We start from the raw sequence: 24,777 nt of genomic DNA, 5'->3' as shown, positions 1-24,777 counted from the left end.
CCCTAAGGCCCCATGAGCGAATTCCCGGAGCAGCCCACGAGCGAGGACGACCTGCCGGAGCAGATGCGGGTGCGCCGGGACAAGCGGGATCGGATCCTGGCCGCGGGCGTCGAGCCCTATCCCGTCGAGGTGCCGCGCACCCACACGCTGGCCGAGGTCCGCGCCGCACACCCCGACCTGCCCGCCGACACGCAGACGGGCGAGCAGGTGGGCGTCACCGGACGCGTCATGTTCCTGCGCAACACCGGCAAGCTGTGCTTCGCCACGCTGCGTGAGGGCGACGGCACGGAGCTGCAGGCGATGCTGAGCCTCGCGAAGGTCGGCGAGGAGGCTCTCGCCGCGTGGAAGTCCGACGTCGACCTCGGCGACCACGTCTTCGTGCGGGGCGAGGTGATCACGTCCAAGCGCGGTGAGCTGTCCGTGTTCGCCGACAGCTGGCAGCTCACGGCCAAGGCACTGCGCCCGCTGCCGGTCGCGCACAAGGAACTCTCCGAGGAGACCAGGGTCCGGCAGCGTTATGTCGACCTGATTCTGCGGCCGAAGGCCCGTGACGTGGTGCGCACGCGCGCGACGGTTCTGCGTGCGCTGCGCGATGCTTTTCACCGGCGTGGATTCACCGAGGTGGAGACGCCGATGCTGCAGACGCTTCACGGTGGCGCGTCCGCGCGGCCTTTCGTGACACATTCCAACGCGTTCGACATGGATCTGTACCTGCGTATCGCGCCGGAGCTGTATCTCAAGCGCTGCGTGGTCGGCGGTATCGAGAAGGTCTTCGAGATCAACCGCAACTTCCGGAATGAGGGCAGCGACTCGTCCCATTCGCCCGAGTTCGCGATGCTCGAATACTACGAAGCCTATGCGACGTACGACACAATCGGCGTGCTGACCCGGCAGCTGGTGCAGGAAGCGGCCGAGGCCGCATTCGGTTCCCAGGTCGCCACGCTCGCCGACGGAAGCGAGTACGACCTCTCCGGCGAGTGGGCCGCAATCACAATGTACGGTTCGCTCTCCGATGCGCTCGGTGAGGAAGTGACCCCGGAAACGTCGGTCGAGAAACTGCGCGCGTTCGCCGAGTCGCGCGGGCTGCAGGTCGACCCGAAGCTGGGGCACGGCAAGCTCGTCGAAGAACTGTGGGAGCACCTCGTGGGCGACCACCTCGTGGCCCCGACATTCGTGCGTGACTTCCCGGTGGAAACGTCCCCGCTGACCCGGCAGCACCGCACCCAGGAGGGCGTGGCCGAGAAGTGGGACCTCTATGTACGGGGCTTTGAGCTGGCCACGGGTTACTCCGAGCTGGTCGACCCCGTCGTGGAGCGGGAAAGGCTTACCGAGCAGGCCCGGCTCGCCGCGAAGGGTGACAGCGAGGCCATGCGCCTGGACGAGGATTTCCTGCGTGCGCTTGAGTACGGAATGCCACCGACCGGCGGCGCGGGAATGGGAGTCGACCGGCTGCTGATGGCACTCACCGGCCTCGGTATCCGGGAGACGATCCTCTTCCCGCTGGTCCGTCCCGAATAACTGTGGTCGATACATCTGTATCCGCAGATGTTGATTTGCCTTTGCTCCTGGCAACGGGTATTAATGTCTGAAGTCAAAGGCTTTTGACCGGGCGTGGCGACCACGCGATCTATCGCCGGCTTTAAAACAGGAGGAACCATGGCGCAGAAGGTCCTTGTCTCCCTCGTGGACGATCTGGACGGGTCAGAGGCCGAGGAGACCGTCGAGTTCGGTCTTGACGGGGTGAGCTACGAGATCGATCTTTCGGCGGAAAACGCCGAAGAATTGCGGGATGCGCTGGCCCAGTATGTCGAGCACGCGCGCCGGGCCGGTGGCCGGAAGCGGGCGGGCCGCCCTGCCGCCGTCAAGGCGCCGGGTCGTTCGGCGGCGGTCGACCGCGAACAGAATCAGGCCATTCGCGCGTGGGCGAGGAAGAACGGTTTCGAGGTTTCCGACCGCGGCCGCATCCCTTCGGAAGTCGTCGACGCCTATCACCGCAAAAACTGAAATAGCAGTTTCACTGAATTCATGGCGGCGGCCTCCCGCATTGTCGGGAAGGCCGCCGCTTCATGCCGGGCCCGCCGTCCGCTGCGTGCGGGCATAACGCGCCGGGGAGGTGCCCACGACCGTGGTGAAGTCCCGGACGAAGTGCGCCTGGTCGCTGTAGCCCAGCTCGTTCGCGAGCCGCGCGTGGCCGAGCCCCGGGTCGTCGGCGATGCGCCGCGCCGCGTCGTTCAGCCGGTGCACCCGGATCGCCCACTTCGGGCTCACCCCGATCTGGTCCGCGAACAGCCGTTGCAGCGTCCGCACCGAGAGCCCGGTGGCGTCGGCCAGCGCGTCGACCCTGGTGAGTAGGGGATCGCTCGCGATCAGCCGGACGACCTCACGGGCCTGCGCCCCGGCTGCGTCCAGTTCGGGCACGTCCTTGCCCAGCAGTTCGTCGGTGAGGCGGACCATCTCGCCGGTGGCCCTGGCCGCGAGCACGGCTGCCTCGGTCTCGACGGCCTGGGGGCCGAAGACGTCGGCCAGCGGGAGCGTTCGTTCGTCAGGGGGCCTGCCCGCGAACGAGCGGAAACAGCCGGGGTGGAACCGCACGCCGAGCACCTGGTCGCGGCCCTCGAGCAGGTAGGAGAACACCTCGCGGCTCGGCCCCCACACGCCGGAGGCCGCGCGCGAGAACGAGACGTGTACCGAGAGGTTCGGCAGGACCCGCTGGCGATGGGGCGGCCTGCCGCGCAGGTCCCAGCGGACTATCCAGTAGTACCGCACGAACGGGCGCAGCGGCTCGGCCGGCTCGTGGCGGGTCAGCTCGAACGTGCTCGCCGCCGTCCGCTCGTCGAGGATTCCCTGCGCAATGCGTTCCACAGGCCGACGGTAACGGCGACCACTGACGCTTTTCTTCAAGACGAGACCTGTCGGGGGCCGGTGGAATGGGCGCCATGCCCGACCTGAGGGAACCGATCCGGATCGCCGCCGCCGACCTGTGCGACGTGGTGCGGGGTGTGCGCGCCGACCAGCTGGCCGAGCCCACGCCGTGCGAGAGCTACGACGTGCGAGGCCTGCTCAACCACCTCCTGTACTGGGGCCCCGCCCTGCTGGCGGCCGCGCGCAAGAGCGAGGTGCCCGCCCGCTCGTGCGACGAGGAGTCGGCCGCGCTCGCGACCGGTGACTGGGCGCAGCGGCTGGTGAAGCAGACGGAGGAACTGGCCGACGCGCTGGGGGAGCCCTCGGCGTGGGAGGGCGTCACGTCGATGGGCGCCGGGGACCTGCCGGCCCGGATGGTCGGAGAGATGGTGCTGTGCGAGTTCGTGTTGCACGGCTGGGACCTCGCGCGTGCGACAGGCGGGCGGCTGCGGCGGGCGGACGAGACCGGCCCCTCGGCCGAGCTGGTGATGCGGGGCATGGCCGAGCAGGGGCGCAGCATGCGGGTGTTCGGTGAGGAGGTGCCCGTCCCGGCGTCGGCGCCACCGCTCCACCGGGCGCTGGGGCTCTCCGGCCGCTCGCCGGACTGGGCGGCGTGAGGCGTCAGCGCGGCCGGGGACCGAGGCGCGGGCAGTCCGTGCACTCGGAGCGGCCGGGCAGCAGATAGGTGAAGCAGCAGCTCTCGCGGCGGCGGCACCATGCGCGGCGGCCCGCCTCGTCCGTTGCCATGCGCAGCGTCGAGGCCGAGGTCAGCGGTGTGAACCTCGATTCGAGCACGAGTGCCGCGTCGGCGACCCCGGCGCCCTCGTCGCCGCCATCGAGTCCCGCCCACCAGAGGCAGGCGTCCAGCGCGTCCGTGGCGCCGGCCCACAGCATGCGCGTGCTGAGCGGGCTGATCGGGGCGTATGCGCGCACGAACCGCGCGGCGTGCGCCGTGTAGCGGGCCCTCAGCACGGCCGCGAGCGCGCGTTCGTCGGCCACGACGGTCGCCTCGGGCCGCCCTGCGCCGGGGTCGAACGGCAGGCAGTAGAAGGAGGTGCCCAGCACCGCGATGCCCGTCGGGTCGGGCCGCCCGTCCGGCGCGATGCGCACGCCCAGCTCCTCGGGCCGCAGCGACGGAACGCGGCGCTCGTGGTGCAGCAGGAGCGCTCCCGCGTAGGCGGGTACCCGCAGGTACCAGGACATGACGTAGCTCGCGGTGGTGCGCGGCGGCGCGTCGCCGTACTCCTCGCGGAGCCAGTCGGTGAGCGCGAGGCACCACGCGGCGAGCCCGCGCGGGTGGGCGAGCAGGTCGGAGCAGCGTTGCCAGCCGTCGGCGGGCAGGTCGGTGCGGAGCTCGACCCGGCCCTGGAGCCCGGCCGCCCTCGTGAGCGAGCCCGACAACGCGTCGAGCTCGGCGCGAGTGTGTCGAGCATCACGAAAGGACCGGTCGACGGTCACGCACAGCCTCCGCTTGCTCCATCCGGCTGTTAGGTCTGCCTTACCTTACCGCTGTTCGGGTGGTCCGCCAGTGCCGCTCCCCGTTCGTGGGAATGTCGCGTGGCACCTGTTCGCGGTGAGCGGACAAGAATCCGCAACCGGAATCCCGGCGGGGCCCCCTGCGTTGTGCCAGACGTCAGCAGCCAGCAACAAACGGACTGTGTGTCAGGTCTTGGCCGGGCTCGAGGCCGATCAGAAGCCGACCTTGGGCGGGGTGCATTCCGCCGTAGTGGTAGGCCGACACGTGCGCCTGGCTACTACAGTGGTCTCACGGTGCCGAACTCATTGCCGGAATAGTCCGTTGGTGATGAGATCGGGCCGCCGGCGCAGCAGTCGAGGGAGTGGGAATGTTCGAGAGGTTCACCGACCGCGCGAGGCGGGTGGTTGTCCTGGCCCAGGAAGAGGCCCGGATGCTCAACCACAACTACATCGGCACCGAACACATCCTCCTGGGCTTGATCCACGAGGGTGAAGGTGTCGCCGCCAAGGCGCTGGAGTCGCTGGGTATCGCGCTGGAGGGCGTCCGCCAGCAGGTCGAGGAGATCATCGGCCAGGGGCAGCAGGCCCCGAGCGGGCACATTCCCTTCACGCCGCGTGCCAAGAAGGTGCTGGAGCTGTCGCTGCGCGAGGCGCTGCAGCTCGGCCACAACTACATCGGCACGGAGCACATCCTGCTCGGCCTCATCCGTGAGGGTGAGGGCGTGGCGGCGCAGGTGCTCGTCAAGCTCGGCGCAGACCTCAACCGGGTTCGCCAGCAGGTGCTGCAGCTGCTCTCCGGCTACCAGGGCAAGGAGCCGGCCGAGGCGGGCGCAGGCCGTGGCGAAGGCACCCCGTCGTCCTCGCTCGTGCTCGACCAGTTCGGCCGCAACCTGACCGCTTCCGCGCGGGAGGGCAAGCTCGACCCGGTCATCGGTCGCGGCAAGGAGATCGAGCGCGTCATGCAGGTGCTGTCGCGCCGCACCAAGAACAACCCGGTCCTCATCGGCGAGCCCGGCGTCGGCAAGACGGCCGTCGTCGAGGGGCTGGCCCAGAACATCGTCAAGGGCGAGGTGCCCGAGACCCTGAAGGACAAGCAGCTCTACACCCTCGACCTCGGGTCGCTGGTGGCGGGCTCCCGCTACCGCGGTGACTTCGAAGAGCGCCTCAAGAAGGTCCTCAAGGAGATCAAGACCCGCGGCGACATCATCCTGTTCATCGACGAGCTGCACACGCTCGTGGGTGCGGGTGCCGCCGAGGGCGCGATCGACGCGGCGAGCATCCTCAAGCCGATGCTGGCCCGTGGCGAGCTGCAGACGATCGGCGCCACCACGCTCGAGGAGTACCGCAAGTACATCGAGAAGGACGCCGCGCTGGAGCGCCGCTTCCAGCCGATCCAGGTCGGCGAGCCGTCGCTCGAGCACACGATCGAGATCCTCAAGGGCCTGCGTGACCGGTACGAGGCGCACCACCGCGTCTCGATCACCGACTCGGCGCTGGTCGCGGCCGCCACGCTGGCCGACCGCTACATCAACGACCGGTTCCTGCCGGACAAGGCGATCGACCTGATCGACGAGGCAGGCGCCCGCATGCGCATCCGCCGCATGACCGCTCCGCCGGACCTGCGCGAGTTCGACGAGAAGATCGCCGACGTCCGCAGGGAGAAGGAGTCGGCCATCGACGCTCAGGACTTCGAGCGGGCCGCGCGCCTGCGCGACGAGGAGAAGACCCTGCTCGGCCAGAAGACCGAGCGGGAGAAGCAGTGGAAGGACGGCGACCTCGACGTCGTCGCCGAGGTCGACGACGAGCAGATCGCCGAGGTACTGGCCAACTGGACCGGCATCCCGGTGTTCAAGCTCACCGAGGAGGAGACCACGCGTCTGCTCCGCATGGAGACCGAGCTGCACAAGCGGATCATCGGCCAGGAGGACGCGGTCAAGGCCGTGTCGCAGGCCATCCGCCGTACCCGCGCCGGCCTGAAGGACCCGAAGCGCCCGTCCGGCTCGTTCATCTTCGCCGGCCCGTCCGGTGTCGGTAAGACCGAGCTGTCCAAGGCGCTGGCGAACTTCCTGTTCGGTGAGGACGACGCGCTCATCCAGATCGACATGGGTGAGTTCCACGACCGCTACACCGCCTCGCGGCTGTTCGGTGCCCCTCCGGGCTACGTCGGCTACGAGGAGGGCGGCCAGCTCACCGAGAAGGTGCGTCGCAAGCCGTTCTCCGTGGTCCTCTTCGACGAGATCGAGAAGGCCCACCAGGAGATCTACAACACCCTCCTGCAGGTGCTGGAGGACGGGCGGCTCACCGACGGTCAGGGCCGCACGGTCGACTTCAAGAACACGGTGCTGATCTTCACCTCGAACCTGGGCACGCAGGACATCTCCAAGTCCGTGAGCCTCGGCTTCTCTTCCGGCAGCGACGAGGGATCGCGCTACGAGAAGATGAAGCAGAAGGTCAACGAGGAGATGAAGAAGCACTTCCGGCCGGAGTTCCTCAACCGCATCGACGACATCATCGTCTTCCACCAGCTCACGCAGGAGCAGATCATCGAGATGGTGGACCTGATGGCGACGCGGGTGGAGACCCAGCTCAGGGCCAAGGACATGGAGCTGGAGCTGACCGACCGGGCCAAGGCCCTGCTCGCGAAGCGCGGCTTCGACCCGGTGCTCGGTGCCCGTCCGCTGCGCCGCACCATCCAGCGGGAGATCGAGGACCAGCTGTCCGAGAAGATCCTGTTCGGCGAGGTGCAGCCCGGCCAGATCATCATCGTGGACGTCGAGGGCTGGGAGCCCGGCGACGACAAGGACGACAAGGCCAGGTTCGTCTTCCGCGGTGAGGCCAAGCCGATGGACGTGCCCGACGCTCCTCCGGTGAGCATCGCCGCCGCGGGCGGCGACGACGCCGGCGAGGCCGAGAAGGAGTAACCGCCGCAGACCGCTGCGACGCGAACGGCGCCCCTGTGCACTGCGCAGGGGCGCCGTTTCGCATGTGACCCCCAACGAACCGCGCGAGTCCCCCGCTCCGGTCCGCGAGTCCCCCGCTCGGGTGCGTGAGTTGCCCGTTCGGGTGCGTGAGTTGCCCGTTCGGGTGCGTGAGTTGCCCGCTGGGGCCTGCGAGTCCCCCGCTCGGGTCCGCGAGTTGCCCGTTCGGGCCTGTGAGTTGCCCGCTCCGGTCCAGCGAGTTCCCCGCTCGGGTGCGCGAGTTGCCCGCTCGGGCCTGCGAGTTGCCCGCTCCGGTCCAGCGAGTTCCCCGCTCGGGTGCGCGAGTTGCCCGTTCGGGTCCAGCGAGTTCCCCGCTCGGGTGCGCGAGTTGCCCGTTCGGGTGCGCGAGTTGCCCGTTCGGGTGCGCGAGTTGCCCGTTCGGGCGCGCGAGTTGCCCGTTCGGGTCCAGCGAGTCCCCCGCTCGGGTGCGCGAGTTGCCCGCTCGGGTCCGCGAATTGTGAGTTCTGGACCCACTCGCCGGGGCGCCGACGGAGAGCTCGAACGCGGCACTCACCGTCCGGAACGCAGAACTCGGCGTCCCGAGCGGGGGACTCACGGTCCGGAACGCAGAACTCGGCGTCCCGAGCGGGGGACTCACGGACCGGAGCGGGGGACTCGCGGTCGGGAGCGGGGGACTCGCGGCGGGGCCGTGTCAGTCGGCCTTGGGGACCGAGCTCTGCACCACCTCGAACTCCAGCAGGCTCGCCCCGCTGGCCACCGGCTTGGCGCGCTCGCCGGCGTGGGCCTCCCGCGCCGGGCCCTGCGCCCACGCCTGGAAGTGCTCCTCGGTCTCCCACTTCGTGTAGACGAAGTACCGGTTCTCCCCGGATACCGGGCGCAGCAGCTCGAAGCCGAGGAACCCGGGCTGCGAGTCCACGGCGTGCAGTCGTGCGGCGAACCGCTTCTCCAGTTCGGGGCCCGCGCCCTCGGGAACCTCGATCGCGTTGATCTTCACAACAGCCATGGGCCCAGCCTAGAAGCTAGCGCCGAAGCGAGCCGGGATAGAGGTGCTCGTCACCGGGCAGCTCCGCACCGCGGAACCAGGCCGCGAAGAACCCCTCCAGGTCCTGATCCGCGAGGTCGGCGACGAACCGCTCGAAGTCGGGCCAGCTCGCGTTGCCCTCGCGGTGCTCGACGGGCCACTCACGCAGCACCCGGTTGAACGCCTCGTCGCCGATCTGCCTGCGCAGCGCGTGCAGCGCGAGGATGCCCTTGTCGTAGACGCCCTCGAACTCGTTGCCCGCGCCCATGTCGTAGAGCCGCTGGCCCCAGAACTCCCGGTCGTCGCGCAGCCGGTCGATCGCGCGCCGGTAGCGGGCGTCGAGGTCGTCGCCCTCCTTGCCCTCGGCCCACAGCCACTGCGAATAGCTCGCCAGGCACTCGTTGAGGCAGATGTCCGCCCACGACTTCACCGACACCTCGTTGCCGTACCACTGGTGGGCCAGCTCGTGGACGATCGTTTCCAGATCGGCCGACACCGTGTAGGTGGGCCTGCCCTGGGTCTCCAGCGAGTAGCCCACGTTGTCGCCGAGGTAGATGCCGCCCGCCGAAGTCGCCGGGTAGTCGCCGAACTTGCCGGTGAGGAACTCGATGATCTCGGCGACGCGCCCGGCGTCCGGCCGGATGCGCTCGGCGCCGGGCGCGAACGCGCTCAGCACCGGTGTGCCGTCGGAGAGCCTGCCCCTGTCGATGGTGAACCGGTCGATCGCGACCGTGGTGAGGTAGCTGGCGACGGGCTCGGACTCGACCCACGTGCTCGTGGTCCAGCCGTCCGCCGTCGACGAGCCCTCCTGGCGGCCGATCGACACCGCCGTCCAGCCTTCGGGCACCCGTGCGGTGAGCCGGAACGTCGCCTTGTCCCTCGGGTGCTCGTTCACCGGGTACCAGTAGGAGCCCGAATGCGGCTCGCCGAGCACGAACGCGCCGCCGGAGTCGCTGCGGTGCCAGCCGTTGCCGCCGAGCTGGGCGCTCGAGGCGGCCTGCGGCGTGCCCTCGTAGCGCACGCGGGCGGTGAACTCGCTGCCTTCGGTCAGCGGCTCGCTCGGCGTGATCACCAGCTCGAAGGCGCCCTGCCTGGCGAACTCCGCGCTCCTGCCGTCTACCTCCACCGAGCTGATCGTGAAGCCGCGCAGGTCGAGGTTGAACGACTCCAGGTCCTGAGTGGCGCGGGCGGTGACGGTGGTGTCGCCGGTGAGCTGCCCGTTGGCGGGGTCGTAGGCGATCGACACGTCGTAGCCCGTCGCGTCGTAGCCGCCGTTGCCGTCGTTGGGGTAGTAGGGGTCGCCGATGCCCGCCGCGCCCGGCGACGGGACGCCCGGGGTGGGCTCCGGCCGGGGCGGCTCTTCGGACTCGGGTGCGGTGCACGCGGCTAGGGTGCAGACCAGGCCGAGGAGCAGGCCGGTCCGCGCGCGGCGGGAGATCATGGCGGGAGCCTACGTGCAGGGCCAGAAAGACGACGTGAACGAGGTGCCGATGCAGCCACGGGACGGGGTGGTCGACTTCGGAGGCGAGGGGCCGCCGATCGTGCTGCTGCACGGCCTCATGGGCAGGGCGACGACGTGGTGGGGTGTCGCGAGGTGGCTCACCGCGTACGGGCACGTCGTCGGGCTCGACGCACGTGGCCACGGGCGGGCGAGGCGAACGGGCGAGTGGCGGACCGAGGAGTTCGTCGCCGACGTCGCCGAGCTGGTGGCCGACCTCGACGAGGGTCCCGCGGTCGTCATCGGTCACTCGATGGGCGGCCTGCACGCGTGGGTGCTGGCCGCGACGCGGCCCGAGCTGGTGAGGGCCGTGGTGGTGGAGGACATGGCGCCCGACCAGCGCGGCCGCACCGTCGAGACGTGGCGCGGTTACTTCGAGTCCTGGCCGGTTCCCTTCCGCTCACTCGCGCATGTGCGGGAGTTCTTCGGCAGCACGGGGAACTACTTCGCGGAGTGCGTCGAGGAGCGGGCCGACGGCTACCACCTGATGGCCGACCTCGAAGACCTGTACGAGATCGCCGCGGAGTGGGGCCGCCGCGACTACTGGTCCTTTGTGGACAAGGTGGAGTGCCCGCTGCTGGTGATCGAGGCTGGTGACACCGCGATGCCGCCGGGACAGCAGGCGGAGCTGGCCGCGCGCGCACCGGGCGGCGGCAGGCACGTCGTCGTGCCCGGCGCGGGGCACGTGGTGCACGACGACGCGCCCGAGCAGTACCGAGGCGCGGTGGAAGCCTTCCTCTCTCAGGTCCTGAACCGCTAGCCGGGCGGGTCAGCCGATGTGGGCCAGGCGGGATTTGAGGGCCTGCCGGTTCGTGCCCTCCGCCAGCAGCGGCCAGATGTCGGCGCCGAGGAGACCCCGCTCGTCGGCGTGCGCCGAGGCGTAGCACGTCGCCGCGGGAACTCCGTTGGCGGCGGCGAACGACCGCACCGCCTCCCGGGTCGCGGGCCCGAAAACGCCGTCCACCGCCACGTTCTCGCCTCGCGCCCGCAGCAGCCGCTGTGCTTCCCGCACCCGCTCACCCGTGTCGCCCTGGCTCAGCAGCGGCCACTCCACGGGCTGGCGCGCCTGCACGCCCAGCTCGGCGGCCACCGCCTCGCGCAGCTCCGGCAGTCGTGCGTAGAGGACGTCGCCGGGACACTGTGTCGAGTTGAAGTCCCGGTGGCCCTTGATGAACTCGGTGGAGATGCCGTACTGGTCGGCCATGTAGGCAACGAGCCGCACCAGCGAGTCCCACAGCGCCTGCGGCACGTCGACCTCGGTGTAGAGGCCCTCGTTCTCGATGCCGATGACCTCGCTGTTGTGGTTGCCGACGTTCGCGCCCAGCACGTGCTGCACGCCGCCGCGAAGCACCTCCAGGCTGCGGTGCCTGCCCTCGGTGATGTGGCCGCCGCGGCTGTTGGTGAACTGCTGGCCCGAGTCGGCCCAGCCGCGCGTGTCCATGTGGAACGTCTGGATGTCGCGCGAGATCTGGAACGCGCGCTCGCGCGAGTAGTCCTCGGTGTTGCCGGGCTCCACGGTGTGGTGCACGACGATGTAGGTCGGTTTGCGGTCGAGCACCTCGATCGGGCTGCTCGGCGGTCGCGCTCCCCAGATGTCGGTTCCGTAGATCACCGGTTCGGCCACCTTGCGCGCGGTGGCGGCGGCGGGAGCCGCCTGCCACGTGGCGACGGCGCCGACCGCGGTGGCGGCGAGGCCACCCTTGATCAGCGCACGCCGGTCGAACCCAGGCTTGCCGGCCATCTCGATCTCCCCTCGATCGGAACGAGGGGAAACATTAACAATATTCGCTTACGTGCTGTCAATGTTCGCCCGGCAGGGCGAACCTTCCGTCGGCCGTCTGCTCCACCAGACCGTCCACCAGCAACGAGTCGAGGCAGCGATCGCGCTGCCCCGCCTGCGGCCACACGACGTCGAGCCGCGCCTTCTCCACCGGGTCCGACGTCCCCCGCAGCACGTCGAGCAGCAGGCCGCGCACGTGCCGGTCGGTGCCCGCGTACCTCTGCACGGGCTTGGCAGGCCCGGCGTAGGCGGGCCTGCCGGCGTGCTGCCACGCGCAGCCGTCGGCCACCGGGCAGTCTCCGCACCGAGGGGAACGCGCGGTACAGACCAGCGCGCCCAGCTCCATCAGCGCCGCGGACAGCCGAGCCGCGCGCGACTCCGACCGAGGCAGGAGCGCCTCGACGTCGGCCATGTCGCGCGTGTTCGACGCCGGTCCCGCGTCGCCGCCCCCGTGCACGGCCCTCGCGACGACCCTGCGGACGTTGGTGTCCACGACGGGCGCGCGCTTGCCGTAGGCGAACGCGGCGACGGCGCGGGCCGTGTAGGCGCCGATGCCCGGTAGCGCGAGGAGCGTGTCGACGTCGGAGGGCACGACGTCGCCGTGTTCGGTGGCGATCGCCGACGCGGCGGCGTGCAGGCGCAGCGCCCGCCTCGGGTAGCCGAGCTTGCCCCACGCGCGCAGCACCTCACCCTGGCTCGCGGCGGCGAGATCGGAGGGACGCGGCCAGCGGGCGAGCCACTCGTGCCAGATCGGCTCCACACGGGCGACCGGCGTCTGCTGGAGCATGATCTCGCTGACCAGCACGCCCCACGCCGTGCACTCGGGGCGCCGCCAGGGCAGGTCGCGGCCGACCGTGTCGAACCAGTCGATGAGGGTGTCGGTGTCGATGGGCATCGACGGAGACTCTAGTCAGGACACCTCGGAGAGCACGCCCGTGTGCACGTCGTAGACGAAACCCCGCACGAGGTCCTTGTGGGGCAGGAAGGGGCTCGTCTGCACCCGCCGCACCGACTGGCGCACACTGGCCTCCACGTCCCGGAACGCCTCGACGGCCCAGGTCGGCCGCAGCCCGCTGGCCTCCTCGAGTTCGTCCTTGAAACCGTCCTCGGTCACCGTGTTCAACCCGCAGCTGGTGTGCTGCATGATCAGCACCTCGCGGGTGCCGAGCTTGCGCTGGCTGAGCGCGAGCGAGCGGATCATGTCGTCGGTGACGACGCCGCCCGCGTTGCGCAGCACGTGCGCCTCGCCCTGCAGCAGTCCGAACAGCTCGAACACGCGGATGCGTGCGTCCATGCACGTCAGGATCGCAACGTGCATGGACGGGCTCGCTGAGGAGCGGTCGCCCGGCACGACGTTGCCCAGTTCTTCGTTGCGCTTGAGCAGGAGGTCGATCGCGGTCATGCGGTCAATGGAACGGGGCCGCCGCGCGCCGCACAACTCGGGCGGATGAATGTCACTTCGGCTATGGGCCGAACCAGCGTTCCTCGGCGGTCCGGGGCGGGGCGGAGGTGGTGCCCACGCGCAGTTCGGTGGGCAGCGTGATGACCTTCGGCGCCACGCGGTCGGCGGCGCCGAGGAGGAGCCTGCCGGCGGACTTGCCCTTCTCCAGCACGGGCTGGTGCACGGTCGTCAGCCCGGCGCGCGTGGCCTCGGCGATGCCGTCGAAGCCGGTGATCGTCAGATCGGCGGGTACGCGCAGGCCGCGCCGTCCCGCCTCGGCGAGCGCGCCGAGCGCCAGGATGTCCGAGGTGCAGATCAGTGCGGTCACGCGCGGGTAGGCGTCGAGCAGTTGGCGTGCCGCGGAGGCGCCGTCGTCGACGTTGTGCTCGAAACGCTCCACCACCGGCACGCTCTCCCAGGCCACGCCCGCAGCCTCGAAGGTCCTGGCCAGCGCGGCGAGCCGGGTGCGCTGTACGTGGTAGTGCGCCTCCTGCTGGCGCGACATGGGCACGAAGTCGTCGTTGCGGTCCCGCGCCAGCCGCATGCACAGCACGCCGACCTGCCGGTGACCGAGCCCGACGAGGTGGTTGGCGAGGCTCACGGTCGCCGCCTCGTCGTCGGGTCCCACGCGGTCGACGCCCTCCACCTCCGGCTGGTCGACGATCACGGTGGGCACCGGGCGCTGGAGCACGGCGGCGAGGTGAGGGTCGTCGTCGGGAACGGAGTAGACGACGAAGCCGTCGACGCCGGCGCGGTGCACGGCGGCGACGTCCTCCCTGCCGGGGCTCGCCGGCACGAGATGCAGGCCGACGCCGGCGTCCTCGCACGCGAGCGCGAGACCCTCCAGCACGCCGACGGCCGCGGGGTCACGAAACGCGTACGAGAGGTTCTCGGTGAGCAGCAGGCCCACCGCGCCCGCCTTGCGGGTACGCAGCGACCGGGCCACCGGGTCAGGGCCGGGGTAGCCGAGGCGCCTGGCGGTCTCCAGAACGCGTTTGCGCAGCTCAGGCGATAGCTGATCCGGCCGGTTGTAGGCGTTCGAGACCGTCGTCCTGGACACGCCCAGCTCGGCGGCAAGGGACGCCAGAGTCGCCTGCCGCCGGGTTCGCATCGGCCGGTTCATGAACAAACCGTAACGGTTCAGAAGCCGATGCAGAAGTTCTGGCCCACGTGCGTCACATCTTGACGGTGCGTCGTGACGTCGGTCGCTGAGCTGTGGGTTCGTCACCGGTTGGGGTAAAGTTGAACCGACAATGGTTTCCATTATCTTCACTGAGTGTCACCCACCACGATGTTGACGGAGTGTGTTTGCCGATGAGCTCTCGCCGCGCGAGGCACCTGCTCGCCACGACCTCGGTGCTCACAGCGCTGACCCTTGGCCTCACCGCGTGCGGTGACGGCGGAGGAGGCAGCGGGCAGGCCGCCGAGGACGGCCGCATCTCGGTGGTCGCGTCGACGAACGTGTGGGGCAGCGTCGTCGAGGCCGTCGGCGGTGATCGGGTCGACGTGAAGTCGATCGTCGAGGACCCGTCCTCCGACCCGCACTCCTATCAGGCCAGCGCCGAGGACGCGGCCGATGTGCAGGACGCCCAGCTGCTCGTCTACAACGGCGGCGGGTACGACGAGTTCTTCGAGCAGCTCGCGGGCCAGAACTCCGGGGGCGAGCCCGTGGTCGCCTTCGAGGGCGAGGGCCACGCGCACGGCGAGGAGCACGCCACCGAGGAACACGGTGACGAGCACGCCACCGAGGAACACGGTGAGGAGCACGCCACCGAGCAGGGTGGCGAGGAGCACGGTCACGACCACGGCGAGGTGAACGAGCACGTCTGGTACGACCTGCACGTCGTCGCCGAGGTCGCCGACAAGGTCGCGGCCCGGCTCGGCGAACTGGACGCGGAGGCCAAGCAGACCTTCACCGACAACGCCAACGCGTTCAAGGCCGACCTCGACGAGCTGACCCAGCGCATCGAGAAGATCGGCACCGACCACCCCGGCACGAAGGTCGTCGCCACCGAGCCGGTCGCGCACTACCTGCTCCAGACCGCGGGCATCACCGACGCCACGCCGCACGACTACGCCGAGGCGATCGAGAACGAGACCGACGTGCCCGTCGCCGCCCAGCAGCAGGTCACCGAGCTCGTGTCCGGCAAGCAGGTGCAGGCGGTCGTCAACAACTCCCAGACCGTCACGCCGGTGACCGAGAAGCTCGTCCGCGCGGCCAAGGACGCGGGCGTCCCCGTGGTCGACGTGACCGAGACCCTGCCCGAGGGCGCGACGGACTACATTGCCTGGATGAGCACGCAGGTGGACGCGTTGGCGGGAGCATTGGGTCAGTGAGCCGTGGAGTCGTCGAGATCGAGGGCGCGGGGCTGCGGTTCGGCGACCGGGTGCTGTGGTCGGGTCTCGACCTCGACGTCCAGCCCGGTGAGTTCCTCGCCGTCCTCGGTCCGAACGGCTCCGGCAAGACCAGCCTGCTGCGGGTGCTGCTCGGGTTGCAGTCGCTGAGCGCGGGCGAGGCCCGCGTGGTCGGCAAGGCGCCGGGCCGGGGCAACCGCAAGGTCGGCTACATCCCGCAGCAACGCGCGATGGACGAGCAGCTCACGTTGCGCGGCACGGACCTCGTCGGGCTCGGTCTCGACGGCGATCGCTGGGGCTTCGGCCTGCTCGGAGCGGGCAAACGGCGGCGCCGCATCGCGGAGCTCGTGGAGTCGGTCGGCGCGGAGTCCTACGCCTCGTCGGCGGTCGGCAGGCTCTCCGGCGGTGAGCAGCAGCGGCTGCGAGTCGCGCAGGCGCTCATCGGCGAGCCAGAGGTGCTGTTGTGCGACGAGCCGCTGGCCTCGCTCGACCTCACCCATCAGCGCGTGGTGAGCGAGCTGATCGACCGGCGCAGGCGCGAGGCGGGCACGGCCGTGCTGTTCGTGACCCACGAGATCAATCCGATCCTGTCCTATGTGGATCGAGTTCTGTACCTGGTCAACGGTCAGTTCCGCATCGGCACGCCGGACGAGGTGATGAACTCGCAAACCCTCTCCGAGCTGTACCGCACGCGGGTCGAGGTGTTGCGGGTCGGCGGCCAGATCCACGTCGCGGGCGCACAGAGCGCGCTGTGCGAGGACGAGGTGCACCATCACGTCGACGAGCGGGTGTCGTAACCGATCATGGACAAGCTGTTCGACTTCGAACTGACCGCACGCCTGCTCGGCCTGGACTTCGTGCAGATGGCGCTGCTCGCCGCGGCCGTGCTCGGCCTCGTCGCCGGCACCCTCGGCCCGCTCATCGTGATGCGCCGGATGTCGTTCGCCGTCCACGGCACCGCCGAGCTGGCCTTCACCGGCGCCGCCGCGGCGCTGCTGCTCGGCATCGGCGTCAGCTACGGCGCGCTGCTGGGCGCGGTGGTTGCCGCGCTGCTGCTCGGGTTGCTCGGCGGCCGCGAGTCAGAGCGCGACTCCGTCATCGGCGTGATCCTCTCCTTCGGGCTCGGTCTCGGCGTGCTCCTGCTGTGGTTCTACGAGGGCAGGGCGTCCAACAAGTTCGGCATCCTCGTCGGCCAGATCGTCGCGGTCGAGCCGCAGGACCTCACAGCGCTGCTGGTCGCGGCGGTCGTGGTGCTGGTGGTGCTCGGCCTCATCTACCGGCCGCTGCTGTTCGCGAGCGTCGACCCCGGGGTCGCGGTTGCCAGGGGTGTGCCGGTGCATCTGCTGTCGCCGCTGTTCGCGGTGCTCGTCGGCATCGCGACCGCGCTGGGCGTCCAGATCGTCGGCGCGCTGCTGGTGGTGGCGCTCATGGTCACGCCCGCCGCCGCGGCGGCCAGGCTCACGGCCAGCCCGCTGCGGGCCACGGTGCTCGCCGTGGTCTTCGCGGAGATCGCCGCGATCGGCGGCATCGTGCTCTCGCTCGCGCCCGGCGCGCCGGTGAGCTTCTTCGTCACCGCGATCTCGTTCACCATCTACCTGGTGTGCCGCCTGGTCGCCTACGTGCGGGGCCGCGAGCGGCGCGGTGCCGTCGACGCCGTCAGTGCAGCATCAGCAGTACCTGCAGCTCACCAACGATGAAGCCGATGACGCCGCCCACCACGATGAGCTTCCACTCGTCCTGCCGGAAGGCGGGCCGCAGCAGGCCCTCGTACTCCACCGGCGTCAGCTTCATCATCCGCTCCTCGACCATGTTGGCGACGTTCATCGCCTTGGTGAGGTAGCCCTCCGCGTGGGAGACGGTGTCGGGCATCCGCTCGATCGCCTTCGCCGCTGCCGCACGCTTCATCTCCTCGAGCCGCCTGGTCCCGATGGCCACGGTGACCAGCGGCTTCGCGGCGCTGGCCTGCTCGTCGATCGCCTCGGCCACCATGCGCCGGATCATCGCCATCAGCCGGTCGGAGCGCGGGCCGCGCAGGATCGACTCCATCAGGTTCGGCACGGTCAGCACCTCGCGGGCGATCAGCTCGCCGTACTGCCGCGCGACCTCTGTGCGCCGCCGCTGGAACTTGCCCTGCAACGTGAAGCGGTGGAAGACGCGGACCGGCTCGCGGGGGACGAAGATCAGCTTGATCGCGAGCCAGTCGGTGAAGAAGCCGATGCAGGCACCGAAGATCGGCATCACCAGCGGTTCCTTCGTCACCGCCCAGATGACCGACTGCACGATGCCGAGCACGAATCCGAAGTAGATGCCGGAGCGGGCGATGAACGCCATCTCGGGCCGCGACGTCTCGCGGATGAGCCGCACCAGCAGCGCCTTGTCCTGCGTCAGGCGCTGCACTGTCATGTGCTTGACGTCGAGGACGTCGTCGAGGTTCTCCCGCACCTCGTCCATGAGCTGCCGGACGAGCCGGGGTGAGGACGCCTGCAGCTGCTTGACGATCAGCTCCTGGGCCATCGGCGGCAGCCGGTCCCACATGCGCGGGTGGTACTCGGCGAGCACGTCGCGAGCGATGTCGTCGACGGCCCGCAGCAACGGCTGCTCGATCTCGCGCGCGATCCGCCCGGAGTCGATCCGGTCGAACACATCGCGAATATCGAGCAAATTCGCGGTGAGCAGATCGGTCGCGATCGCGGCCATGCGCCCGCCGTGCCGGGGGACCACGCCCTGCCAGCCGAGGAACGTTCCCTTGATCCCGGTCCACTCCAGCGGCCGGAACATCATCTCGATGGCGACCCGTTTGGTGACGTAGCCGATCAGCGCGGCGACGAACGGGATGGCCGCGTACAGCGGCCAGTGCCGTGCGATGTCGTCGAGGACCGCGTCCAAGTCAGACGTCCCTCCCCACGTGGGCGCAGCGTTGCACGCACAGTATCGGGCGAGTCCAGAAAGCGTCCGTTTGGAGGTATGGGATTCAGCCTGTGGACTCATTAAGGTTGCCGAATGGCAGAAGCCGGAGCACCCCCCAACCCCACCAGGTCCACCCAGTTCACCACGGTCTTCCGGGGCTACGACCAGGTACAGGTCGACGAGCACCTGAAGAAGATGGCCGCCGAGCTCAAGCGCACCTCCCGCAGCCGGGACGAGGCCACGGCGTCGGTCGCCGACCTCACCAAGGCGCTCAGCTACGCGCAGCAGGAGCTCACCGAGGCCAAGGCGGCGCTGACCCGCATGGTCGAGGACCCGTCAGGGCCCGCGGCCATGAGCGAGCGCGTCAAGACGATGATGCAGCTCGCCGAGGAGGAGATCGCCGACCTCCGCAAGAAGGCCGAGGAGGAAGCCGCGGCCACGCGTTCGGCGGCCGACGCCTACGCGGACAAGACCCGCGAGAAGGCCCGCGCGGAGGCCGAAAAGCTGGCCGCCGAGGCCGAGCAGGAGCGCAACCGCCTCGACGCCGAGGCCAAGGAGCGCCGCACGGCGGCCGAGCGGAAGTCGCAGGAGAGCATCGCCGCCGCCGAGAAGGCCTCCGCCGACAAGATCGCGAACGCGGAGAAGGCGTCGGCCGAGAAGATCGCCGCCGCGGAGAAGAAGTCCGCCGAGGAGATCGCCGCGGCCGAGAAGAAGTCCGCGGAGAGCATCGCCGCCGCCGAGAAGGCGTCCGCGGAGAGCATCGCGGCCAAGACCGCCGAGGCCGAGCGCCGCGCGGAGGAGCTCGAGTCCACCGCGAAGGCCCGCTCCGAGAAGATGATCGCCGAGGCCGAGAGCAAGCTCGCCGACGCCAACGCCAAGCGCACCGAGGCGCTCGAACTGCGCAGCCTCGTCGCCGACCGCCTCGCCGCGAGCCACACCGCGCTGCAGGAGGCCATCGAGCGGCTCGGCCCCTCACCCGAGGCGGAGAAGGTGAGCAAGAAGAAGGAGCCCGCCACCCAGCCCGCCTGATCGCGGTCCACACCAGAGCTGGTCGGGTACTGCAGTGAAGGCCACCCTCACTGCGTTCAACGCAGTGAGGGTGGCCTTCACTGCAGTGGGGTGTGCCCTCATGCGCTCCACTGTGGAATCGTCCACTCCAGACCGTCACGGCCGGGCTCGCGCAACGTCACCCAATGCTGCGGCTTGGTAACGATCGAGCTGCCGACGCTGGTTGAAGAGTGCAGTATTTCCGGGTGAACTCGGATGTCGCAGACAAAAAATCGTTGCCCGTCGACTTCGCCGTGTACGGGCTCGACTGGGGTTTCCGGGGCCCTCGCTGGGTGGACTTCTTCGAAGGGACCCCGGACGGCCGGCCGTGGGCGTTGTGGCTCGGTCACCGGCAGCAGGAGAGTGAGCACGGGGTTCGGATCGGCACGCTGCCGAGGCCTCGCTACGACGAGACCATGTGCCCCAACGGCGGCGACCCGCTCGCGGAGGTGGCCTTCGGCGGCGCGTTCGGCCTGGTCAACCTGACCCTTCCGGACGGGTCCGTGCCGCGCCCCGATGGGCTGATCCTCGCGCTCGTCGAGCACGCGGAGAAGCAAGCAAAGCGGTACGAGGAATGGCCGCAGGTCACCTGGCGGGTCGAGGGCGAGCCGGTGCGGGCACGGGTTTGGCACTTCGCGGGCGCGTGGGCGGGCTTCACCACCGAGTTGCCCGACGCGTACGTGGTCGCGATCGGCATCGGGTTGCCGCCGGAGGAGACGCATCTGGTGCGGATCGACAAGACCGACTCCTACGGCACCGACTTCGGCGCGCCGCTGAGCCTCACGGATCTGGGCAAGCACAAGAGCAACCGGCCCGAGGCGTGGCTGCCGCCGCCTCAGCGCGACGGCTTCCACCCCGACCAGCTCGCTCTCGTGCCCGAAACCGAACATTGACCGCCGTACCCTAGTGACGTGGATCACTGACTCGATAGGGTCCCGGTATGGGACGAAGCGACGATGCTGAAGGCGGGCGTACGCAGAGCGTCACGTCGGCCCTGCTCTCCGGAAGTACCTATCGCGGGCTGGCCGAACAGAAGCTGACGCCGGCCGAGGAACGGTTCGAACGAGCGCGGAGAACGGTGGGCTTCGTTCTCGCGCCGCTGGTGACGATCGTCTTCCTCTTCGTGCCGACCGCGCTCGACTCCTCGCAGCAACAGCTCGCGGCCGTGCTGCTGGGCGTGGTGGTGCTCTGGGTGTGCGAACCGGTGCCGATCCCGGTCGGCGGCCTCATCGGTGTCGCCACGATCGTGATACTCGGCGTGCTACCCGCCGACGACGTGCTGGCGCCCTTCGGCTCGTCGACGGTGTTCGTGTTCATCGGCGCGTTCATCCTGGCGCAGGCCATGCTGCGGCACGGCCTCGCGCGCAGGTTCGCGTTCCGGATCCTGAGCCTGCCGGGTGTCGGCAAGAGCACGTGGCGCGTGATCGTCGCGCTCGGCGTTGTCACGTGTGTCCTCTCGGCGTTCATCTCCAACACGGCGACCGTCGCGATGCTGCTGCCGACGGCGGTCGGACTGCTGTCGGTGATCGCGGAGCTCATCCGGGGGCAGACGCCGGAGGGGCAGCGCTTCGATCCGCTGCGGCTGCGCGTCGGCATCGCGCTGATGCTCGTGCTCGCCTACGGCGCGAGCGTCGGCGGCCTGCTGACGCCGATCGGCTCCCCGCCGAACCTCATCGGCAGGGAGCTGATCGAGGAGGCGACCGGCGAGCGCATCTCCTTCCTGCAGTGGACGATCACGGCGCTGCCCGCCTGCGCGGTGATGTTCGCGGTGCTCGTCACCGTGCTGATCCTGCTGAACCGGCCGGAGATCAAGCGGTTGACCGGCGTCGAGGAGTACGTCGCCAGTGAGCGCGCGAAGCTCGGCAAGCTCTCGCGTGCGGAGTGGAACACGCTGATCGCGTTCCTGGTCACCGTGGTGCTGTGGGTGGCACCGGGCATCGTGGCACTGGTCGCGGGTGGTGACTCGGCGGCGTACGAGACGATCAGCAATCGCCTCGACGAGGGCATCGTGGCCGTCGTCGGCGCGGCGTTGCTGTTCCTGCTGCCGGTGAACTGGCCGGAGCGCAGGTTCACGCTCACGTGGACCGAGGCGGCGCGGATCGACTGGGGCACGGTACTGCTGTTCGGGACGGGCATCATCTTCGGCACGCTGCTGAGGGACACGGGTCTCGCCGAGCGCGTCGGCACGGGTCTGGCGAACGGACTGGGCTTCACGAGCAGCGTGTCGCTGGTGAGCTTCGCGGTGCTGATGGCGATCGTGGTGTCGGAGACGACGTCGAACACGGCCTCCGCGGCGGTCGTGGTGCCGATCATCATCCCGATCGCGGAGGCGGCGGGCGTCAACCCGTTCATCCCCGCATTGGCGGCAACGTTCGCCGCGTCGTTCGGCTTCATGCTGCCGGTGTCCACGCCACAGAACGCGATCGTCTACGGGTCCGGCGCGGTGCCGATCACGAAGATGATCCGCTCCGGCTTCGTCTTCGACATCGCGGGCGCGATCCTGATCATGCTGCTGATCCCGCTCATGATCGCTGCCGTCGGGTTGGGTGGTTGACGCGGTAGCGCAGGTGCGTCACGGTGGGCGAGCTGATCACCTCGACGGGCTCCATGGCCAGTCCGTTGACCCCGTCGAGGAGCCGCTCACCGGCGCCGATGGTCACGGGAACGAGGTGCAGCACGAGCTCGTCGAGCAACCCGGCGGCGAGGTACTGGCGCACGGTGGCGGCCCCGCCGGCGATCTCGACGTCCCGTTCCCCAGCGGCGGCGAGAGCCTGCTCGAGCGCCGACTCGATGCCGTCGGTGACGAAGGTGAACGTCGTCCCACCCTGCATCTTCAGAGGCGCCCGCTCGTGGTGGGTCAGTACGAAAACGGGCGCGTGGTAGGGCGGTTCGGCGCCCCACCACCCGGTCCAGCTCTCGTCCCAGGCGCCGCGCCCTGGCCCGAACATGTTGCGCCCCATGATGTGCGCGCCGGTGTTGGCGTGGATGTCGGCGAGCACCTGCTTGTCGCGCTCACGCCCTGGCAGATCGGTCTCGAACATCCAAGCGGTCAGCGCAGCGGCCCCGGTGCCGAAGGGGTTGTCGAGGTTCTGTCCCGGCCCGGCGGTGAAGCCGTCGAGCGAGATGGCGAGGTTGGCGGTCACGATGGTCATGCCGGGTAGACACGGGTGGGCGGCAAAACTCATCGGCGCGGCCCAGACCCGGCAGCGACAATCGTGAGATGGACGGTCGCGACCGGTTGTGCGCATTCGTAGCTGAGCTGCTGTCACTCCTGCGCAGCCGCGACCAGGATGTTCTATGGAGCTCCTTCGCCACGGTCGAGGACGCCATCGCCGAACTGGAGCACTTGCGCGACCGCATCGCCGACGGAGATCCGGACGCACGTCGTCGGCTCAAGCTGCTGTGTTCACCTACGGGCGCGATCGAGGAGATCGCCATCTCCAGCGGATGGGCCGACACCTGGGTCAGGCTCGTCGACGGCAAGTACCGATCGGCGTGGAGTTAGGAATCCGGTGCCGATGTTCGAAGGTCGTCGACGCGTGGTGCCTGACATCTTGACCGGAGGGGGCAGGAGTGCACACTGGACCGATGCCGCTCCGGGGCGACGAACTGGCCACCCCCGTCGTTTGGAGGATGACCGGTCATGGTTGCTTTCCTCATGCAGCCAGTGTCGATGGGCGATGGTGGGTGCTGCGGGTCAACCACTGGCCAGACCATCCGCTGTACTCGCTGCTCATCGATGCTGTCTGGCGCGGTGACCTCTCGTTCGACGACGGCGATGGCTGGTGGCCGCGGGCATGGCAGGAAGCAACGCGAGGAGGGCTGCCTGAACTCAGCCGCGCGGAACTGAACGCCGCGTTGGGGCCGGTGCAAGGCTTCACGGCGTACGGCAGCGAATCCGGACGGTCGTGCGATTGCTTCTTCTGTCTCTAGCGCGGACCACGTCGCAGGCCGCCGCCGATCTCGTTCAAAACTGGTAGTACAAAAACGGGCTGAAGGTGCCCGTCGCCACCAGGATCGCGGCATAGGCCAGGCCCACCGTCATGATGCCGATCCGCAGCACCGTCGCCGGCCTGCTCCGCGCCGACTCCAGCAGCGGGCCCGTCACCGGGTGCGCCGGCAGGAAGAAGATCGCCGCCGCGCCCAGCAGGAGCACGAGTCTTTGGTTCGTCAGCGACGCCTCGACCAGCTCCGACAGGCCGTCGAAATCGGGCACCAGCATGTGCCCCAGCATCGTCAGCGCCTGCCCCATGTCGGGTGAGCGGAACAGCACCCAGCCGAAGATCGCCAGCACCAGCGTCAGCGCCCGCCGCGCCACACGCGCCGCCGAGTCCTTCGGCGCCTTGTCCCAGCCGCACGCGCGCTCGATGATCAGCAGCGCACCGTGGTAGACGCCCCACACCACGAACGTCCACGCCGCACCGTGCCAGAACCCCGTCAGCACGAAAACGATGCACAGGTTCCGATACGTCTTGCGCGCGCCGGCGCGGTTGCCGCCCAGCGGGATGTAGACGTAGTCGCGGAACCACCGCGACAGCGACATGTGCCAGCGACGCCAGAACTCCGTGATCGTCACCGAGGAGTACGGCCGCGCGAAGTTCTCCGGGAGCCGGAAGCCCAGCATCCGGCCGAGCCCGATCGCCATGTCCGAGTAGCCGGAGAAGTCGAAGTAGAGCTGCAGCGTGTACCCGATCGCGCCGAGCCAGGCGATCGCGAACGTCATCTCGTCGGCCGGGGTCGCGAAGCACGCGTCGACCATCGGGGCGAGCGAGTCGGCGATCACGGCCTTTTTGACCAGGCCCAGTGCGAACCGCGGGAACCCGGCTGCGATGTCGTCGAAGCGGTGCGAACGGTGCTGCGGCAGCTGGTCGGCGATCTCCCGGTACCGCACGATCGGGCCCGCCGCGAGCTGCGGGAACATCGAGATGTACGTCGCGAACGACACCGGATTGCGCAGCGCGTGCCGCTCACCCCGGTAGATGTCGACCACGTACGAGATGTGGTGGAACGTGAAGAACGAGATGCCGATCGGCAGCGCCAGCTCCGCGATCGGGAAGTCGCCGCCGAACAGCTGGGCGAACCAGGCGATCTGCTCGGTCGCGAAGCCCGCGTACTTCCACACCAGCAGGATCGACAGGTCGAACGCGATCACGCCGATGAGCAGCCAGCGGCGCCGATTGTCCGGTCGCATCCCCCATTCGTCGGGTTCCAGCGCGGGACCCGCCGCAAAGTTGATCACCATGCACGCGAGCAGCAGCAGCGTGAACGAACCGGCGCCCGTCGCGTAGAAGAGCAGGCTCGCCACCGCGACGATGCCGTTGCGCCAGCTCCGCGGGCACAACAGCACCGCGATGAGCACCGCGGGCATGAAGTACCACAGGAAGAGTGGCGAGACGAACGACATCCGGTGGG

24 protein-coding genes are annotated in these 24,777 nt (G+C 69.5%); 13 read left to right on the top strand and 11 right to left on the bottom strand.

Translation table 11 applies throughout. The annotated features are described in order from the left end of the window. Positions 1–12 precede the first annotated feature (12 nt). Together lysS and DI005_RS20575 are read left to right on the top strand one after the other, a co-directional pair. Positions 13–1,518: a lysine--tRNA ligase gene (gene lysS, locus DI005_RS20580; RefSeq protein ID WP_113643177.1), complete on the top strand. Its 1,506-nt coding sequence runs from the start codon at positions 13–15 to the stop codon at positions 1,516–1,518. Positions 1,519–1,656: 138 nt separating this feature from the next. Continuing rightward, positions 1,657–2,004, top strand: a complete 348-nt coding sequence (locus tag DI005_RS20575) for an Lsr2 family protein (protein ID WP_110343842.1) — start codon at positions 1,657–1,659, stop codon at positions 2,002–2,004. Between the two features lie 60 nt (positions 2,005–2,064). On the opposite strand, the gene DI005_RS20570 is transcribed toward DI005_RS20575, so the two are convergent. After that, positions 2,065–2,862, bottom strand: coding sequence for a helix-turn-helix domain-containing protein (locus tag DI005_RS20570; protein WP_113643176.1), 798 nt, complete (start codon positions 2,860–2,862; stop codon positions 2,065–2,067). A gap of 74 nt (positions 2,863–2,936) precedes the next feature. Here DI005_RS20570 and DI005_RS20565 point away from each other — a divergent pair, with 74 nt between their 5' ends. Beyond that, complete coding sequence (locus DI005_RS20565; protein ID WP_113643184.1) at positions 2,937–3,518, top strand: TIGR03086 family metal-binding protein; 582 nt, start codon at positions 2,937–2,939, stop codon at positions 3,516–3,518. A gap of 4 nt (positions 3,519–3,522) precedes the next feature. Here DI005_RS20565 and DI005_RS20560 read toward each other — a convergent pair whose 3' ends face one another. Then, positions 3,523–4,359: a (2Fe-2S)-binding protein gene (locus DI005_RS20560; protein ID WP_113643175.1), complete on the bottom strand. Its 837-nt coding sequence runs from the start codon at positions 4,357–4,359 to the stop codon at positions 3,523–3,525. 386 nt (positions 4,360–4,745) lie between these two features. On the opposite strand from DI005_RS20560, the gene DI005_RS20555 reads away from it, so the two are divergent. Continuing rightward, a complete protein-coding gene (locus DI005_RS20555) occupies positions 4,746–7,298 on the top strand; it encodes an ATP-dependent Clp protease ATP-binding subunit (protein WP_112264871.1) in 2,553 nt (850 codons plus the stop codon). 709 nt (positions 7,299–8,007) lie between these two features. Here DI005_RS20555 and DI005_RS20550 read toward each other — a convergent pair. Next, positions 8,008–8,319 (bottom strand): antibiotic biosynthesis monooxygenase, encoded by a 312-nt coding sequence (locus tag DI005_RS20550; protein ID WP_112264869.1) that lies wholly within the window; start codon positions 8,317–8,319, stop codon positions 8,008–8,010. Between the two features lie 16 nt (positions 8,320–8,335). Continuing rightward, the gene (locus DI005_RS20545) at positions 8,336–9,778 is read right to left on the bottom strand and encodes a M1 family metallopeptidase (protein WP_113643174.1); all 1,443 of its coding nucleotides are present in this window, start codon (positions 9,776–9,778) and stop codon (positions 8,336–8,338) included. Positions 9,779–9,827: 49 nt separating this feature from the next. Between DI005_RS20545 and DI005_RS20540 the strand changes: the two genes are divergently transcribed. Continuing rightward, positions 9,828–10,595 (top strand): alpha/beta fold hydrolase, encoded by a 768-nt coding sequence (locus DI005_RS20540; RefSeq protein WP_113643183.1) that lies wholly within the window; start codon positions 9,828–9,830, stop codon positions 10,593–10,595. A gap of 9 nt (positions 10,596–10,604) precedes the next feature. Here the strand turns inward: DI005_RS20540 and DI005_RS20535 are convergent, their stop codons facing one another. From DI005_RS20535 to DI005_RS20520, 4 genes are all read right to left on the bottom strand, one after another. Continuing rightward, the gene (locus DI005_RS20535) at positions 10,605–11,576 is read right to left on the bottom strand and encodes an N-acetylmuramoyl-L-alanine amidase (protein ID WP_113643173.1); all 972 of its coding nucleotides are present in this window, start codon (positions 11,574–11,576) and stop codon (positions 10,605–10,607) included. Positions 11,577–11,634: 58 nt separating this feature from the next. Then, complete coding sequence (locus DI005_RS20530) at positions 11,635–12,510, bottom strand: A/G-specific adenine glycosylase (protein WP_113643172.1); 876 nt, start codon at positions 12,508–12,510, stop codon at positions 11,635–11,637. Between the two features lie 15 nt (positions 12,511–12,525). Next, the gene (locus tag DI005_RS20525) at positions 12,526–13,017 is read right to left on the bottom strand and encodes a carbonic anhydrase (RefSeq protein WP_113643171.1); all 492 of its coding nucleotides are present in this window, start codon (positions 13,015–13,017) and stop codon (positions 12,526–12,528) included. Between the two features lie 61 nt (positions 13,018–13,078). Beyond that, positions 13,079–14,179 carry a LacI family DNA-binding transcriptional regulator gene (locus DI005_RS20520; protein WP_112264859.1) on the bottom strand — a complete coding sequence of 367 codons (1,101 nt, stop codon included), beginning with the start codon at positions 14,177–14,179 and terminating at the stop codon, positions 13,079–13,081. A gap of 191 nt (positions 14,180–14,370) precedes the next feature. Between DI005_RS20520 and DI005_RS20515 the strand changes: the two genes are divergently transcribed. From DI005_RS20515 to DI005_RS20505, 3 genes are read left to right on the top strand one after another with little or no spacing between them, the layout of a single operon-like run. Continuing rightward, positions 14,371–15,393: a metal ABC transporter solute-binding protein, Zn/Mn family gene (locus DI005_RS20515; protein WP_112264857.1), complete on the top strand. Its 1,023-nt coding sequence runs from the start codon at positions 14,371–14,373 to the stop codon at positions 15,391–15,393. Continuing rightward, positions 15,390–16,208, top strand: coding sequence for a metal ABC transporter ATP-binding protein (locus tag DI005_RS20510; protein WP_112264855.1), 819 nt, complete (start codon positions 15,390–15,392; stop codon positions 16,206–16,208). The genes DI005_RS20515 and DI005_RS20510 overlap by 4 nt, the downstream gene beginning before the upstream one ends. Positions 16,209–16,214: 6 nt before the next feature. Next, positions 16,215–17,108, top strand: coding sequence for a metal ABC transporter permease (locus DI005_RS20505; RefSeq protein ID WP_112264853.1), 894 nt, complete (start codon positions 16,215–16,217; stop codon positions 17,106–17,108). Here DI005_RS20505 and DI005_RS20500 read toward each other — a convergent pair. Further along, positions 17,068–18,297, bottom strand: coding sequence for a DUF445 domain-containing protein (locus tag DI005_RS20500; protein WP_112264851.1), 1,230 nt, complete (start codon positions 18,295–18,297; stop codon positions 17,068–17,070). The genes DI005_RS20505 and DI005_RS20500 overlap by 41 nt on opposite strands. Before the next feature lie 114 nt (positions 18,298–18,411). Here DI005_RS20500 and DI005_RS20495 point away from each other — a divergent pair, with 114 nt between their 5' ends. The 3 genes from DI005_RS20495 to DI005_RS20485 all read left to right on the top strand — a co-directional run bounded on the left by DI005_RS20495 (position 18,412) and on the right by DI005_RS20485 (position 21,919). Further along, a complete protein-coding gene (locus DI005_RS20495; protein ID WP_113643170.1) occupies positions 18,412–19,347 on the top strand; it encodes a DivIVA domain-containing protein in 936 nt (311 codons plus the stop codon). A 224-nt stretch (positions 19,348–19,571) separates the two neighbouring features. Then, the gene (locus tag DI005_RS20490; protein ID WP_112266593.1) at positions 19,572–20,258 is read left to right on the top strand and encodes a hypothetical protein; all 687 of its coding nucleotides are present in this window, start codon (positions 19,572–19,574) and stop codon (positions 20,256–20,258) included. 47 nt (positions 20,259–20,305) lie between these two features. Then, positions 20,306–21,919, top strand: a complete 1,614-nt coding sequence (locus tag DI005_RS20485) for a DASS family sodium-coupled anion symporter (RefSeq protein WP_113643169.1) — start codon at positions 20,306–20,308, stop codon at positions 21,917–21,919. Here DI005_RS20485 and DI005_RS20480 read toward each other — a convergent pair. After that, positions 21,888–22,517, bottom strand: coding sequence for a dihydrofolate reductase family protein (locus DI005_RS20480; RefSeq protein ID WP_112264845.1), 630 nt, complete (start codon positions 22,515–22,517; stop codon positions 21,888–21,890). The genes DI005_RS20485 and DI005_RS20480 overlap by 32 nt on opposite strands. 68 nt (positions 22,518–22,585) lie before the next feature. Between DI005_RS20480 and DI005_RS20475 the strand changes: the two genes are divergently transcribed. Continuing rightward, on the top strand, positions 22,586–22,870 hold the full coding sequence (locus DI005_RS20475; RefSeq protein WP_113643168.1) for a hypothetical protein: 285 nt from the start codon (positions 22,586–22,588) through the stop codon (positions 22,868–22,870). Between the two features lie 83 nt (positions 22,871–22,953). Further along, a complete protein-coding gene (locus tag DI005_RS20470; RefSeq protein WP_113643167.1) occupies positions 22,954–23,298 on the top strand; it encodes a hypothetical protein in 345 nt (114 codons plus the stop codon). 34 nt (positions 23,299–23,332) lie between these two features. Here DI005_RS20470 and DI005_RS20465 read toward each other — a convergent pair whose 3' ends face one another. Continuing rightward, positions 23,333–24,769 carry an MBOAT family protein gene (locus tag DI005_RS20465; RefSeq protein ID WP_112264839.1) on the bottom strand — a complete coding sequence of 479 codons (1,437 nt, stop codon included), beginning with the start codon at positions 24,767–24,769 and terminating at the stop codon, positions 23,333–23,335. Positions 24,770–24,777 lie beyond the last annotated feature (8 nt).

Origin of the sequence: Prauserella sp. PE36 (assembly GCF_003311655.1) — a bacterium.
Taxonomy (GTDB): domain Bacteria; phylum Actinomycetota; class Actinomycetes; order Mycobacteriales; family Pseudonocardiaceae; genus Prauserella_A; species Prauserella_A endophytica.
Note: the sequence above shows the minus strand (reverse complement) of the source record. Positions and strands in the feature narration are given on the sequence as shown.

Excerpts from the sequence above, each read along its gene's own strand:
- lysS (WP_113643177.1), top strand. The coding sequence starts at position 13 with ATGAGCGAATTCCCGGAGCAGCCCACGAGCGAGGACGACCTGCCGGAG.
- DI005_RS20575 (WP_110343842.1), top strand. The coding sequence starts at position 1,657 with ATGGCGCAGAAGGTCCTTGTCTCCCTCGTGGACGATCTGGACGGGTCA.
- DI005_RS20565 (WP_113643184.1), top strand. The coding sequence starts at position 2,937 with ATGCCCGACCTGAGGGAACCGATCCGGATCGCCGCCGCCGACCTGTGC.
- DI005_RS20555 (WP_112264871.1), top strand. The coding sequence starts at position 4,746 with ATGTTCGAGAGGTTCACCGACCGCGCGAGGCGGGTGGTTGTCCTGGCC.
- DI005_RS20550 (WP_112264869.1), bottom strand. The coding sequence starts at position 8,319 with ATGGCTGTTGTGAAGATCAACGCGATCGAGGTTCCCGAGGGCGCGGGC.
- DI005_RS20545 (WP_113643174.1), bottom strand. The coding sequence starts at position 9,778 with ATGATCTCCCGCCGCGCGCGGACCGGCCTGCTCCTCGGCCTGGTCTGC.
- DI005_RS20540 (WP_113643183.1), top strand. The coding sequence starts at position 9,828 with ATGCAGCCACGGGACGGGGTGGTCGACTTCGGAGGCGAGGGGCCGCCG.
- DI005_RS20535 (WP_113643173.1), bottom strand. The coding sequence starts at position 11,576 with ATGGCCGGCAAGCCTGGGTTCGACCGGCGTGCGCTGATCAAGGGTGGC.
- DI005_RS20530 (WP_113643172.1), bottom strand. The coding sequence starts at position 12,510 with ATGCCCATCGACACCGACACCCTCATCGACTGGTTCGACACGGTCGGC.
- DI005_RS20525 (WP_113643171.1), bottom strand. The coding sequence starts at position 13,017 with ATGACCGCGATCGACCTCCTGCTCAAGCGCAACGAAGAACTGGGCAAC.
- DI005_RS20520 (WP_112264859.1), bottom strand. The coding sequence starts at position 14,179 with ATGAACCGGCCGATGCGAACCCGGCGGCAGGCGACTCTGGCGTCCCTT.
- DI005_RS20515 (WP_112264857.1), top strand. The coding sequence starts at position 14,371 with ATGAGCTCTCGCCGCGCGAGGCACCTGCTCGCCACGACCTCGGTGCTC.
- DI005_RS20505 (WP_112264853.1), top strand. The coding sequence starts at position 16,215 with ATGGACAAGCTGTTCGACTTCGAACTGACCGCACGCCTGCTCGGCCTG.
- DI005_RS20495 (WP_113643170.1), top strand. The coding sequence starts at position 18,412 with ATGGCAGAAGCCGGAGCACCCCCCAACCCCACCAGGTCCACCCAGTTC.
- DI005_RS20485 (WP_113643169.1), top strand. The coding sequence starts at position 20,306 with ATGGGACGAAGCGACGATGCTGAAGGCGGGCGTACGCAGAGCGTCACG.
- DI005_RS20480 (WP_112264845.1), bottom strand. The coding sequence starts at position 22,517 with ATGACCATCGTGACCGCCAACCTCGCCATCTCGCTCGACGGCTTCACC.
- DI005_RS20475 (WP_113643168.1), top strand. The coding sequence starts at position 22,586 with ATGGACGGTCGCGACCGGTTGTGCGCATTCGTAGCTGAGCTGCTGTCA.
- DI005_RS20470 (WP_113643167.1), top strand. The coding sequence starts at position 22,954 with ATGCCGCTCCGGGGCGACGAACTGGCCACCCCCGTCGTTTGGAGGATG.
- DI005_RS20465 (WP_112264839.1), bottom strand. The coding sequence starts at position 24,769 with ATGTCGTTCGTCTCGCCACTCTTCCTGTGGTACTTCATGCCCGCGGTG.